At 65.0% G+C, this 13,494-nt stretch carries 14 protein-coding genes; 13 read left to right on the top strand and 1 reads right to left on the bottom strand.

What is annotated here, in order from left to right:
- Window positions 1-155 precede the first annotated feature (155 nt).
- The 8 genes from infC (at window position 156) to ACVMIM_RS04765 (ending at window position 7,140) form a co-directional block, all read left to right on the top strand.
- Complete coding sequence (gene infC / locus ACVMIM_RS04800) at window positions 156-692, top strand: translation initiation factor IF-3 (protein ID WP_041009911.1); 537 nt, start codon at window positions 156-158, stop codon at window positions 690-692.
- A 167-nt stretch (window positions 693-859) separates the two neighbouring features.
- The gene (locus ACVMIM_RS04795) at window positions 860-1,507 is read left to right on the top strand and encodes a methyltransferase family protein (protein WP_041000055.1); all 648 of its coding nucleotides are present in this window, start codon (window positions 860-862) and stop codon (window positions 1,505-1,507) included.
- 242 nt (window positions 1,508-1,749) lie between these two features.
- On the top strand, window positions 1,750-1,953 hold the full coding sequence (gene rpmI / locus ACVMIM_RS04790) for a 50S ribosomal protein L35 (RefSeq protein WP_027166935.1): 204 nt from the start codon (window positions 1,750-1,752) through the stop codon (window positions 1,951-1,953).
- A gap of 37 nt (window positions 1,954-1,990) precedes the next feature.
- Window positions 1,991-2,392: a 50S ribosomal protein L20 gene (rplT, locus tag ACVMIM_RS04785; RefSeq protein WP_041000056.1), complete on the top strand. Its 402-nt coding sequence runs from the start codon at window positions 1,991-1,993 to the stop codon at window positions 2,390-2,392.
- Window positions 2,393-2,597: 205 nt separating this feature from the next.
- Entirely contained in the window at window positions 2,598-3,650 is a 1,053-nt protein-coding gene (pheS, locus tag ACVMIM_RS04780; protein ID WP_041000057.1) for a phenylalanine--tRNA ligase subunit alpha, read from the top strand.
- Entirely contained in the window at window positions 3,647-4,084 is a 438-nt protein-coding gene (locus ACVMIM_RS04775; protein WP_476110794.1) for a GFA family protein, read from the top strand. The genes pheS and ACVMIM_RS04775 overlap by 4 nt, the downstream gene beginning before the upstream one ends.
- Window positions 4,081-6,489: a phenylalanine--tRNA ligase subunit beta gene (gene pheT, locus ACVMIM_RS04770; protein ID WP_476110792.1), complete on the top strand. Its 2,409-nt coding sequence runs from the start codon at window positions 4,081-4,083 to the stop codon at window positions 6,487-6,489. Before ACVMIM_RS04775 ends, pheT begins: the two co-directional genes overlap by 4 nt.
- A 48-nt stretch (window positions 6,490-6,537) precedes the next feature.
- Window positions 6,538-7,140, top strand: coding sequence for a nucleotidyltransferase family protein (locus ACVMIM_RS04765; RefSeq protein ID WP_476110791.1), 603 nt, complete (start codon window positions 6,538-6,540; stop codon window positions 7,138-7,140).
- Between the two features lie 54 nt (window positions 7,141-7,194).
- Here ACVMIM_RS04765 and ACVMIM_RS04760 read toward each other — a convergent pair whose 3' ends face one another.
- Window positions 7,195-8,190, bottom strand: a complete 996-nt coding sequence (locus tag ACVMIM_RS04760; RefSeq protein ID WP_476110789.1) for an aldo/keto reductase — start codon at window positions 8,188-8,190, stop codon at window positions 7,195-7,197.
- A gap of 96 nt (window positions 8,191-8,286) precedes the next feature.
- Between ACVMIM_RS04760 and ACVMIM_RS04755 the strand changes: the two genes are divergently transcribed.
- The 5 genes from ACVMIM_RS04755 (at window position 8,287) to ACVMIM_RS04735 (ending at window position 13,443) form a co-directional block, all read left to right on the top strand.
- Window positions 8,287-9,177 (top strand): LysR family transcriptional regulator, encoded by an 891-nt coding sequence (locus tag ACVMIM_RS04755; RefSeq protein ID WP_476110787.1) that lies wholly within the window; start codon window positions 8,287-8,289, stop codon window positions 9,175-9,177.
- Window positions 9,178-9,247: 70 nt separating this feature from the next.
- Window positions 9,248-9,811, top strand: a complete 564-nt coding sequence (locus tag ACVMIM_RS04750; RefSeq protein WP_476110785.1) for a cytochrome b — start codon at window positions 9,248-9,250, stop codon at window positions 9,809-9,811.
- 74 nt (window positions 9,812-9,885) lie between these two features.
- Window positions 9,886-10,461 carry a YceI family protein gene (locus tag ACVMIM_RS04745; protein WP_278051194.1) on the top strand — a complete coding sequence of 192 codons (576 nt, stop codon included), beginning with the start codon at window positions 9,886-9,888 and terminating at the stop codon, window positions 10,459-10,461.
- A 299-nt stretch (window positions 10,462-10,760) separates the two neighbouring features.
- A complete protein-coding gene (locus tag ACVMIM_RS04740; RefSeq protein ID WP_476110783.1) occupies window positions 10,761-11,747 on the top strand; it encodes a Gfo/Idh/MocA family protein in 987 nt (328 codons plus the stop codon).
- Window positions 11,748-11,784: 37 nt separating this feature from the next.
- The gene (locus ACVMIM_RS04735) at window positions 11,785-13,443 is read left to right on the top strand and encodes an FAD-binding dehydrogenase (protein WP_476110781.1); all 1,659 of its coding nucleotides are present in this window, start codon (window positions 11,785-11,787) and stop codon (window positions 13,441-13,443) included.
- Window positions 13,444-13,494 lie beyond the last annotated feature (51 nt).

Raw genomic sequence — 13,494 nt, 5'->3', positions numbered from 1 at the left:
CGCGGCATTTCTTTGCTTGGTGCAGACAATTGCCGGACAGCAGGTGATTTTCCGGCGCGGCTATGCTATTGACTCCGGCCGCGCGCTCACCACATAGGCGCGTCCACCTATTTTTGTCTAAAACCCTGAACGAAACGGCCGAGGAGACCACGACCATTCGCAGACCTTTCAAAGCAGCGGCACCCACCAAGGACGGGCCGCGCTCCAACCGAGACATCCGGGTGCCCCGGGTCCAGCTTATCGACGCCGACGGCCAGAACCGAGGCGAAGTTTCCATCAACGAAGCGCTGCTGCTGGCCGAAGAGGCTGGGCTCGATCTCGTCGAGATATCGCCCAACGCGCAGCCCCCCGTCGTCAAGATCCTCGATCTCGGCAAGCTGAAATACGCCAACCAGAAGAAGGCGGCCGAAGCGCGCAAGAACCAGAAGGTCATCGAGATCAAGGAGATCAAGATGCGCCCGAACATCGACAGCCACGACTACGAGACCAAGATGAAGGCCGTGCGGCGCTTCTTCGAGGAAGGCGACAAGGTCAAGCTGACGCTGCGCTTTCGCGGCCGCGAGATGGCGCATATGGAGCTTGGCATGCAGCTTCTGAACAAGGTGCGCGAGGAAGTGTCGACGATCGCCAAGGTCGAGGCGGAGCCGAAGCTCGAAGGCCGCCAGATGATGATGGTTCTGGCGCCGCGCTGACCGAGAAAGGCGCGGCCGCCAAAAGCGTCGCGCCCATCACGGTTTCGAGAGTTGCCGGGCTCTTTCCATCCCGCTCTAAAATCCGCCCGAATTGCCGGGCACGGCGTCCCGACGATCGGCGGGGCGCCTGTTTTTCAATCCGATCGCCAGCGACGATCGGATGGGTCATGGTCGATGAAGTGAAGGTCCCGACCGACAACCAGAATGAGGGGTTGGGCGGCTATCAGCACATGCGCCGGATCGTGCTGGCGGTGCTGATCGTGGTGCTGTTCTGCGCGCTGCTGTTCGGCCAGTCTTCCTTTCCGCCGGACACGCCCGTGCATGAGTCGATCGAGATGTTCGGCGTGCTTTTGATCTTTCTCGGCATCGTCGGGCGGCTGTGGTCGACGCTCTACATAGGCGGGCGCAAATCGGCCGAAGTGGTCACCGGCGGTCCCTATTCGATCACCCGCAACCCGCTTTATCTCTTTTCGACCGTCGCTGCCGCCGGCGTCGGCGCGCAGATCGGCTCGTTCAGCGGCATTATCTTGTTTTCGCTGCTCTGCGCCGGCGCCTTCCACATCGTCATCCTACGCGAGGAGCGCTATCTGAAGGAAGTGCTCGGCGCGCCCTACCAGGCCTATCTCGCCAGGGTGCCGCGCTTCTTCCCCAACCTGACGCTCTACCAGGAAGGCGATACCGGCAGCTTCAAGCCGCGTCTGCTCTTGAACACGCTGCTCGACGGGCTGGTGTTCCTGGTGGCGCTGCCGGCCTTCGAGCTGATCGACGGCATGCAGCAGTCGGGGATGCTGCCGGTGTGGTTTACACTGCCTTAGCCGGGGACACAGCGTCGCACGGCTTGAGGTGTTGCGCACAAGCCATCTTTGATCTATAGGACCGCCGTTCCGCGTATCGGCCCGGAAATCGTCTCCGATTTACGGAAAGCACGATACGCAGAGCAAAAGACGAAAACCGCCCGGCAGGGCATGCCGTGGCGGTTTCATTTGCTTTTCGGGCTTTGGTCGGCCCGAAGCGAGACAAGAAGCGCGATGGTGCGCCACCAATACGGAGTAGCAAAATGCCCAAGATGAAGACCAAATCGGCCGCCAAGAAGCGGTTCAAGATTACTGCCACCGGCAAGGTGCTGTCGGCTGCCGCCGGCAAGCGCCACGGCATGATCAAGCGTTCCAACAAGTTCATTCGCGATGCCCGCGGCACGATGGTTCTGGCTGAACCGGACGGCAAGAAGGTCATCAAGAATTTTCTGCCGAACGGCCTCTAATCGCCTCGGACTGGACAACGTTTAAGGAGATCATGACATGGCACGCGTAAAGAGAGGCGTCACCGCCCACGCCAAGCACAAGAAGGTCCTGAAAGCCGCCAAGGGTTTCTACGGCCGTCGCAAGAACACCATCCGCATCGCCAAGCAGGCGGTTGAGAAGTCGCTTCAGTATGCCTACCGCGACCGCAAGAACCGCAAGCGCTCGTTCCGTGCGCTTTGGATCCAGCGCATCAACGCAGCGGCGCATGAGCACGGCCTGACCTATGGCCGGTTCATCGACGGCCTCAACAAGGCCGGCATCGAGATCGACCGCAAGATCCTTTCGGACATGGCCATCCACGAGCCGCAGGCTTTCGCCGCCCTGGTCGCTAAGGCCAAGGTCGCGCTCGAATATCTGAAGAACACCACGCCGAACGCTTTTGAGAGCGCTGTCGCCTAAGCCAGCGCTTCCCAGGCATTCGCAATTCTGATGGGAAACCCGCGCTGGCAGGGCTGCTAGCGCGGGTTTTTTCTTATGCCCGCTGTAACCAAACTGGCACCCGCGTTACCAAAACGGTCACGCAAGCTGAATGCCGGTCTCCAATCGAGAGAGTTTCGCCGTGAACGCCACCGCTGGAAATCTTGAAACCCTTGAAGCTTCGCTGATGGCCGACATCGCGGCCGCGGCCGACGAACCGGCGATCGAGGCGGTGCGCCTCTCGGCGCTGGGCAAGAAGGGCTCGGTCTCCGAGATGCTGAAGACGCTGGGCACGATGAGCGCCGAGGAGCGGCAGGTGAGGGGCCCGGCGATCAACGGCTTGAAAATCCGCATCACCGAAGCGCTCACCCAGCGCAAGGCGGAACTGAAGGATATTGCGATCGCCGCCCGGCTCGCCGCCGAGAAAGTCGATGTCACGCTCCCCGTTCGCCAGTCGCCGGCCGAGCGCGGCCGCATCCACCCGATCAGCCAGGTGATCGACGAGATCGCGGCGATCTTCGGCGATCTTGGCTTCTCGATCGCCGAAGGGCCGGACATCGAGACCGACTATTACAATTTCACGGCGCTGAACTTCCCCGAGGGGCATCCGGCGCGCGAGATGCATGACACCTTCTTCTTCCAGCCGGATGAGAAGGGCGAGCGCAAGCTGTTGCGCACGCACACCTCGCCTGTGCAGATCCGCACCATGGAGCGGCAGAAGCCGCCGATCCGCATCGTCATCCCCGGCAAGACCTATCGGCAGGATTCCGACGCCACGCACTCCCCGATGTTCCATCAGGTCGAGGGGCTGGTGGTCGACAAGTCAGCCAATGTCGCCAACATGAAGTGGGTGCTGGAGGAGTTCTGCAAGGCCTTCTTCGAGGTGCCGTCGGTCAAGATGCGCTTCCGGCCGTCCTTCTTCCCATTCACGGAGCCCAGCCTTGAGGTCGACATCCAGTGCGACCGCTCGCGTCCGGGCGAAGTGCGCTTCGGCGAAGGCTCCGACTGGATGGAGATCCTTGGCTGCGGCATGGTGCACCCGAACGTGCTGCGCGCCGGCGGGCTCGATCCCGACGAATATCAGGGCTTTGCCTGGGGCATGGGCATCGACCGCATCGCCATGCTGAAATACGGCATGCCGGACCTGCGCGCCTTCTTCGACGCCGACGTGCGCTGGCTGTCGCATTACGGCTTCCGGCCGCTCGACCTGCCGACGCTGTTCGGAGGCCTCTCTGCATGACGGCACCTCACACCGGCGGTTGCCGTTGCGGCGCGGTGCGGTTCGAGGCGTCAGCCGAACCGCATCACATCAGCTATTGCCATTGCGGCGATTGCCGGCGGGCCAGCGGCGCGCCGGTGTCGGCCTTTGTCGGCTTCATGGCCGACCAAGTCGCGCTCAACGGCAAATCGCTGAAAAGCTACCGCAACGGCCCGGTGGAGCGGTCCTTCTGCGGCATCTGCGGCTCGCCGATCGCCTATACCGACCGGCGGCTCGACAACCGGATCTATTTCATGCTCGGCGCCATGGACATGCCGGCTTATTTCAAGCCGACGCTGCATGCCTATGTGCGTGAGCAACTGCCCTTCCTGCACATGCCGGACGATCTGCCCAGACATCTGAAGACCAGCGTAGCCCGGCCCGAAGAACAAAGACCCGACGGAACACAGTCATGAAATTCACCCTCTCCTGGCTCAAGGACCATCTCGAGACCGACGCCTCGCTTGCCGAGATCGTCGAGCGGCTGACCGCGATCGGCCTCGAAGTCGAGCATGTCGACGACAAGTCCGGCCTGAAGCCCTTCGTCATCGCCAAGGTGCTGACGGCGGTGCAGCATCCCGACGCCGATCGGCTGCGGGTGCTCACCGTCGACACCGGCGACGGCAAGCCGCCGGTCCAGGTGGTGTGCGGGGCGCCCAACGCCCGCGCGGGCCTGATCGGCGCTTTTGCGGCGCCCGGCACCTACATTCCCGGCATCGACGTGACGCTTTCGGTCGGCAAGATTCGCGGCGTCGAAAGCCACGGCATGATGTGCTCCGAGCGCGAGTTGGAAATCTCCGACGAGCATAACGGCATCATCGATTTGCCCGAGGACGCGCCGGTCGGCACCAGCTTCGCGGCCTACGCGCATCTCGACGATCCGGTCATCGAGATCAATTTGACGCCGAACCGGCCGGACGCGACCAGCGTCTACGGCATCGCGCGCGATCTCGCGGCGAGCGGGCTTGGCCGCCTCACCGGCGGCGGGATCATGCCGCATGCCGGCGACGGGCTGTGCCCGGTCAAGGTCACGATCGAGGCGCCGGAGCTCTGCCCGGGCTTCGCGCTGACATTGGTGAAGGGCGTCAAGAACGGACCGTCGCCGAAATGGCTGCAGCAGCGGCTGATCGCCATCGGGCTTCGGCCGATCAGCGCGCTGGTCGACATCACCAATTACGTCACCTTCGACCGCGGCCGCCCGCTGCATGTCTTCGACGCGAAAAAAGTCGCCGGCAACCTGGTGGTGCGGCGCGCCAAGGAAGGCGAGACGGTGCTGGCGCTCGACGGCCGCGAATACACGCTGACGCCGGAAATGTGCGTGATCGCCGACGATAATGGCGTCGAATCGATCGCCGGCATCATGGGCGGCGAGCATTCGGGCTGCGACGAAAACACCACCGACGTGCTGATCGAATCGGCGCTCTGGGACCCGATCACCACGGCCCGCACCGGCCGCGCGCTCGGCATCATCAGCGACGCGCGCTATCGCTTCGAGCGCGGCGTCGACCCGGAATTCATGGTGCCGGGCATAGAGCTCGCGACCAAGCTGGTGCTCGAATTCTGCGGCGGCACGCCTTCTGAAATCGAGGTTGCCTGTTATGCCGGCCACAAGCCGAAGGTCGTCACCTTCCCGCTGTCGGAAGTGAAGCGGCTGACCGGCATCGAGGTGCCCAGGGCCGAGGCGTTGGACATCCTGACCCGGCTCGGCTTCGAGCCGCAGGGCTCTGGCGACGTGGTCAAGGTGAAGGTGCCGTCCTGGCGGCCGGATGTCGACGGCAAGGCCGATCTGGTCGAGGAGGTGATGCGCATCCACGGCGTCGACAACATCGCGCCGCAGCCGCTGACCTCGCATGACGCCGTCAACGGCAAGATCCTGACCACGCTGCAGGTGCGCACCCGTTCGGCCAAGCGCGCGCTGGCCGTGCGCGGCATGATGGAGGCCGTGACCTGGTCGTTCATCCCGGCCAAGCATGCCGAGCTGTTCGGCGGCGGCCAGAACGGCCTGAAACTCGCCAACCCGATCGCCGCCGACATGTCCGACATGCGGCCTTCGTTGCTGCCCGGGCTGATCGCGGCCGCGCAGCGCAATGCCGACCGCGGTATCGGCGATGTGGCGCTGTTCGAGGTCTCCGGCACTTATGAAGGTGACACGCCGGAACAGCAGCGGCGCGTGGCCGCTGGTGTCAGGCGCGGCACCGCCAAGCTCGACGGCTCGGGCCGCAGTTGGGCCGGCAATGCCGGGCCGGTCGGCGTGTTCGACGCCAAGGCGGACGCGATCGCGGCGCTCGAAGCCTGCGGGGCGCCGGTCGACCGGCTGCAGATCGAGCCCGGCGGGCCGGCCTGGTATCACCCCGGGCGCTCCGGTACGATCAAGCTCGGCCCGAAGACGGTGCTCGGCACGTTCGGCGAGTTCCATCCGAAGACGCTGGAAACGCTCGACGCCTCCGGTCCGCTCTGCGGCTTTGAGGTGTTCGTCGACGCCGTGCCGGAGCCGAAGGCCAAGCCGACGCGCACCAAGCCGAAGCTCGAACTTTCGCCGTTCCAGGCGGTGAAGCGCGACTTCGCCTTCGTCGTCGACAGGACTGTGGAAGCCGGCACGCTGGTGCGGGCAGCTTTGGCCGCCGACAAGAAGCTGGTCACCGGCGTTTCGGTGTTCGACGTCTTCGAAGGCGCTTCGCTCGGTGCCGCCAAGAAATCGATCGCCATCGAGGTCTCGATCCAGCCGGTCGAAAAGACGCTGACCGACGAGGATTTCGAGGCGCTCGCAAAACGCATTGTCGAGAACGTCAACAAGCAGACCGGCGGCGTGCTGAGGGCGTAACGCTTTCTTGGGATTGCCGGAACAGGGCGAATCGCCTTCCAAAGGGCGATGCACCATCTCCGCTACTCCGGCCTTCCCTTCGAAGAGCAACGCGCGGCCTTCCTCGCCATCGTCGCGGCCGACCCGCTGTTGGCCGACACGCTGGCGCGCGTGCGCCAGCTCGCTCTGCCGGATTGGCTGGTGGTGTCCGGTGCGCTCTACAACAGCGTCTGGAACCATCTGACCGGCAAGCCGCCGGGCTACGGCATCAAGGATGTCGACCTGTTCTATTTCGACGATGCCGACCTCTCCTATGAAGCGGAGGATGCGGTGATCCGCCGGGCGGCGGCGCATTTTGACGGGCTGCCGCTGCCGGTCGAGGTGCGCAACCAGGCGCGGGTGCATCTGTGGTATCCACAAAAGTTCGGCCAGGAGTGCCCGCGATACGCGAGCGCGAGCGAGTCGGTGAGCTATTTCGCGTCGAAGACGCATGCGGTCGGGGTGCGGTACGCCGAGAGCGGCGAGCTGGAGCTGGTGGCGCCGTTCGGGCTGGATGATGTTTTTTCGTTTCGCATCACGCCGAACCGGGCGCTGGACAATCAGCGGACGCATGAGGCGAAGGGGAAGCGTGCCAGGGAGTACTGGCCGGAGATTAGTGTGTTGCCTTGGTAGGACCGAAGAGATAAGAGGAGTCGGCAAAAGGGGCGCCGAAGCGCCCCTCCACCTTTACCCATTCACCAGCGCCAGCAACTCCTCCGTATAGCGCTTGCCGACCACCTTGCCGGGCGACAGTGCGTCGCCGATCGCTGCAACCTCGGCTGCCGTCAGCTCAATCTCTGCCGCCGCCGTGTTCTGCTCCAGGTGGCGTATCTTCCGCGCCCCCGGGATCGGCACGATGAAATCGCCCTGGTGCAGCACCCAGGCGAGCGCCAGTTGCGCCGGCGTCACGCCCTTCCCGGCCGCCATTTTCTCCAGCACCGCGATGACGGCGTTGTTGGCTGCCATCGCCTCGGCCTGGAAGCGCGGCAGGGTCAGGCGCCAATCGCCGGCGCCGAGCGCGTCCGGCTTCGCGATCGTGCCGGTGAGCAGGCCGCGGCCGAGCGGGCTGTAGGGGACAAATCCGATGCCGAGCTCGCGGCAGACGGCGAAGACCTCGTCCTCGGGATCGCGGCTCCACAGCGAATATTCGCTTTGCACGGCGGCGATCGGGTGCACGGCATGCGCCCGGCGCAGCGTGGCTGCACTCACCTCCGACAGGCCGAGCGCCCGCACCTTGCCTTCGCGCACCAGCTCGGCCATGGCGCCGACCGTGTCCTCGATCGGCACGTTGGGGTCGACGCGGTGCTGGTAATAGAGGTCGATCACGTCGGTATCGAGCCGCTTCAATGAGGCTTCCGCCACCGCCTTGACGTGCTCGGGACGGCTGTCGACGCCGACCATGCGGTCGGTGCCCGAGCCGTGCTCGGAAATCTTGAAGCCGAATTTGGTGGCGAGTGTGACCTTGTCACGCACCGGCTTCAGCGCCTTGCCGAGCAGGATCTCGTTCTCGAAGGGGCCATAGACTTCGGCCGTGTCGAAGAAGGTGACGCCGATCTCGACGGCGCGGCGCAGCGTGGCGATCGCCTCCGCCTCCGGCTGGCCGCCATAGCCGAAGCTCATGCCCATACAGCCAAGGCCGACGGGGAAGACTTCGAGTTCAGTTCCAAGTTTGCGGGTTTTCATGGCGCATCTCCTTGTTGCGATGGGCATGAGATAGCGGCTGTCAGTACGTTCGATAATTCTGTCTCTTTTGCACGGCTTGCTCTATAAAATAGAACAATGAACCGGACGAACCTTTCCCAGCTCGCGGTGCTTGCCACCGTTGCCCAATGCGCCAGCTTCCGCGGCGCCGCCCGCGAGCTCGGCATCGCCCCTTCGGCGGTGAGCCATGCGGTGTCCAGCCTGGAGGCGCGGCTCGGCGTGCGGCTGCTCGCCCGCAGCACACGCAGCGTCGCGCCGACCGAAGAAGGCGCGCAGTTGCTCGAACGGCTGCGGCCGGCGCTGTCGGAGATCGATCTCGCGCTGGAGACGGCTGTCGAGGCGCGCGACCGGCCGGCGGGGAATCTCAGGCTCAGCGTGCCGCGCACCGCCGCGCATCTGGTGCTGACGCCGCGGCTCGGCGCCTTTGCCGCCGCCTATCCCGACATCGTGCTGGAGATCGTCATCGAGGATCGTTTCACCGATGTGGTCGAAGGCGGCTTCGACGCCGGCGTCCGGCTCGGCGAAAGCCTGCAGCGCGACATGATCGCGGTGCGCATCGGGCCAGACATCCGCGGTGCGGTGGTCGGCGCGCCATCCTGTTTCGCCTCCATGCCGAAGCCGCGCCATCCGCGCGACCTTGCCGGCCATCGCTGCATCCGCTTCCGTTTCTCCAGCGGCATCCTTTATCGCTGGGAGTTCGAGAAGGACGGCGAGGAAATCGAGATCGCGGCGCAAGGACCGCTGATCCTGGACGAGGATCATCTGATCGCCCAGGCGGCGGTCGACGGCGCCGGTCTCGCCTTCGTCTTCGAACCCTATGTGCGGGCGCCGCTCGCCGACGGCAGGCTGATCCGCGTGCTGGAGGACTGGTGCCCGTCCTTCGACGGCTTCTTCGTCTATTATCCGAGCCGCCGCCAGATGCGGCCGGCGCTCCGGGCGTTCGTGGATTTCTTCAAGGTGAGTGGGTGAGCCCCACCCTCCCCCTTTGGTGAGGGTAATGCTCCCGGAAGAAAGCCTGCGCCGGCTTCGTTCGCCTCCCATGCAATCCCTCACCAACACCCCCACCCGCTATGGCTGGGCGATGATCCTCCTCCACTGGCTGATCGGCATCATCTTCATCGGCCAGTTCGCGCTCGGCGTCGTCATGATGCGCACGACAAGCCAGCGGACATCCTTCGAGCTGATCCAGTTGCACAAATCCTTCGGCTTCCTGCTGCTCGGCCTGGTCATCCTGCGCATCGCCTGGCGGCTCGGCAATGCCGCGCCGGCGCTGCCGCCTTCGGTCGGAGCGCTGGAGCGCAAGACCGCGCCGCTGGCGCATTTCGCGCTCTATGCCTTCCAGATCGCACTGCCCCTATCCGGGTGGGCCCTGGTCTCGGTGTCGACGCTGGAAATTCCTACCATGCCGTTCAACCTCTTCGTGGTGCCCGATCTGCCGCTAACCGAATCCGACGCCGCGGAAGGGTTCTGGACTTCCGCGCATTGGTATCTCGCCTATGCCGGCATCGCGCTGGTGGCGCTGCACATCGCGGCGGCACTGCGCCATCATTTCCTGCTGCGCGACACGGTGCTGACGCGCATGATCACGCCCTTCGTCAGGTAGGGAATAGAACCGCGCCATCATTCGTTGGTGGCGCGAGAACGCAGAAAAGGCGTATCTGCGGAAGGAAGAAACCCATGAACACGCGCATCCTCGGATTGGCGGCTTTTGCCGCTTGCCTTGCCGTGCCTGCCGTTGCCGCGGTGGCGCTCAGCGACGCCGCCGGCAGCTACACGATCAGCCCGTCGGGCTCCTCGATCCGCTTCACCATCGGCAAGGCCGGCGGCGGCGGCTTCGACGGCGCCTTCGGCCGCTTCAAGGGCACGATCCGTATCGACAGTGGCGATGTCGGCCGCTCGAAGGTCGACCTCACCATCTATCCCGAAAGCGTCGGCACCGGGCAGGGCCGCATCGACGCCTTCCTGCGCTCCGACGCGGTGTTCGACGCGGCCAACAATCCGGAAATCCAGTTCCGCTCCACCAACGTGACGCGCACCGGCGACACGACGGCCGTGGTGACCGGTCGGCTGACGGCGCGCGGCAAGACGTTTCCGGAGAAATTCGAGGCCGAGCTCGGCGGGCTGACGGGCGGGACCATCAAGTTTCACGTCACGGGCAAGGTGCTCAGGTCGCGCTACGGCATGGATGTCGGCACGCCGCTCTATTCGAACGTCGTCGATTTCGACATGACGCTGACGGGCAGAAGGGGCTGAGCACAGCGCCTTTCCTCGCCCCCGGCAAAGCCGGGGGAGAGGTGGCTCGGGCGAAGCCCGAGACGGAGCGGGGGGCGACGCTCGCGACGGCGGAGTCTTTGAAAGTAAAGCTTAGCCCGCCATAACTGAGGCTCAAGGCGTCAGAGTCGACCAGGTCAGCCCTCCTACGAAGACCCCTCTCCGTCCAGGCTTCGCCGGGCCACCTCTCCCCACTGCGTGGGGCGAGGAACTGGCGTACATTGGCTTTTCTCCGGAATTGGGGCACACCTCCATCGAGATAACCGATATGGAGAAGCGTGATGTTCCGATGGGGTGTTCTGTCGACGGCGAAGATCGGCCGCGAGCAGCTTTTGCCGGCAATCGTGGAATCGGAGAACGGAGTGCTGTCGGCGATCGCCAGCCGCGACCTGTCGAAGGCCAAGGCTCTGGGCGAGCGTTTCGGCGCCCGCCATGCCTTCGGCTCCTATGAGGAGCTGCTTGCGTCGAAGGAGGTCGACGGCGTCTACATTCCGCTGCCCACCTCCCAGCATGTCGAATGGACGGCGAAGGCGATCGAGGCCGGCAAGCACGTGCTGGTGGAAAAACCGCTGGCGCTCGACGCCAAGGACATCCCGCCGCTGATCAAGCTGCGCGACGAGAAGAAGGTGCTGGTCTGCGAGGCCTTCATGGTCACCTACCATCCGCAATGGATCAAGGTGCGCGACCTCATTGCCGAGGGCGCCATTGGCCGGCTGCGCCATGTGCAGGGCGCGTTCTCCTATTACAATGTCGATCCCAAGAACATGCGCAACCAGCTCGACCTCGGCGGCGGCGCGCTGCCCGACATCGGCGTCTATCCGACCGTGTCGACGCGCTTTTCGACCGGCAAGGAGCCGCTCCGCGTGCAGGCGACGATCGAGCGCGACAAGAATTTCGGCACCGACATCTATTCCTCGATCCGCGCCGATTTCGGTGACTTCGAACTCTCCTTCTATCTCTCGACGCAGATGGCGGCGCGACAGGTGATGGTGTTCCACGGCGAGAAAGGTTTCATCGAGGTGTTCGCCCCGTTCAATGCCGGGCTCTACGACCACCACCGCATCGAGCTGCACAACCAGAACCACAGCGAGGCACAGGTGTTCCGCTTCCCCGGCACGCAGCAATACCGGCTGGAATGCGAAGCCTTCGTGCGCGCCGCCCAGGGCGGCAAGGACCGCGTCTTCACGCTGGAGGAATCGGTGCTCAATCAGAAGGTCATCGACGCCATCTTCCGCGCCGGAGAGAAGGACGGCTGGGAAGCCGTCTGAGACGCCGTCGGAACGACGCTTTGGGGGGAAAACAAAGATGGCTGACGACGCGGACGTGATCATTGTCGGTGCGGGGCTGGCGGGCCTCGTCGCCGCGGCCGAGCTGGCTGACGCCGGCAGGAAGATCATCATCGTCGACCAGGAGCCGGAGCAGTCGCTGGGCGGTCAGGCCTTCTGGTCGTTCGGCGGATTGTTCCTGGTCGATTCGCCGGAGCAGCGGCGTATGCGCATCCGCGATTCGCACGACCTCGCGCTGGAAGACTGGATGGGCACGGCCGCCTTCGACAGGCCTGAGGATTTCTGGCCGCGCCAATGGGCGGAAGCCTATGTCGGCTTCGCCGCCGGCGAGAAACGCGCCTGGCTGGTCGAGCGGGACCTGAAATTCTTTCCCGTGGTCGGCTGGGCCGAGCGCGGCGGCGGCAACGCGGTCGGCCACGGCAATTCGGTGCCGCGCTTCCACATCACATGGGGGACCGGGCCCGGCGTGCTCGAACCTTTCGTGCTGCGCGTGCGCGAGGCACAGAAGCGCGGGCTCGTCCAGTTCAAGTTCCGCCACCGGGTCAACGAGATCATCCGCAGCGGCGATGCCGTCACCGGCGTGCGCGGCGATGTGCTGGAGCCGAGCAGCGTCGAACGCGGCCGCAAGAGCTCGCGCGCCGTGACCGGCGCGTTCGAGCTCCGCGCGCAGGCGGTTATCGTCGCGTCCGGGGGCATCGGCGGCAATCACGAGCTGGTGCGCAAAAACTGGCCGTCGCGCCTGGGCACGCCACCGAAGCGCATGATCACCGGCGTTCCCGACCATGTCGACGGCCGCATGCTGGCGATCACCGAGGCTGCCGGGGGAAGGGTGATCAACCGCGACCGCATGTGGCACTATGTCGAGGGCATCAAGAACTGGGCGCCGATCTGGACCGAGCATGCGATCCGCATCCTGCCCGGCCCGTCCTCGCTCTGGCTCGACGCGCGCGGCAAAAGGCTGCCGGTGCCGCTTTATCCGGGCTTCGACACGCTTGGCACGCTCAGCCACATCATGAGCACCGGCTTCGATTATTCCTGGTTCATCCTGACCAGGAAGATCATCCAGAAGGAGTTCGCGCTGTCGGGCTCGGAGCAGAACCCCGACCTCACCGGCAAGAGCTGGCGGCAGGTGCTGGGCCGCGCCACGTCGGGCATTCCCGGCCCTGTGAAAGCCTTCATGGAAAAGGGCGAGGATTTCATCGTCGAGGCCGATCTTTCGAGGCTGGTGGCGCGCATGAACGCGCTGGCCGGCGGCGAGCCGCTGCTTGAGGTGGCGCAGGTCGAGCGCGAGATCCGCGCCCGCGACATGCAGCTCGACAATCCATTCTCGAAGGATGCGCAGGTCACGGCGCTGCGCGGCGCCCGCGCCTATCTCGGCGACAGGTTGATCCGCACCGCCAAGCCGCACAAGATGCTCGATCCGGCGAACGGCCCGCTGATCGCGGTGCGCCTCAACGTGCTCACCCGCAAGACACTGGGCGGGCTTGAGACCGACCTCGACAGCCGCGTGCTCGACGCCGCCGGCCAGCCGGTGCCGGGGCTCTATGCGGTGGGCGAAGCGGCCGGCTTCGGCGGCGGCGGCGTGCACGGCTACGCGGCGCTGGAAGGCACCTTCCTCGGCGGCTGTATCTTTTCGGGGCGCAGCGCCGGACGGGCTGCGGCGAAGGCGGTCGGGTGAGCGGTAATCTCTCCGCTTGAGGCGCTGTCCCGCCAGCCCGTTCTTCCTCGC

Source organism: Mesorhizobium sp. USDA 4413 (assembly GCF_056280365.1).
The sequence above is the reverse complement of the archived record's forward strand: the minus strand, read 5'-3'. Positions and strand labels throughout refer to the sequence as shown.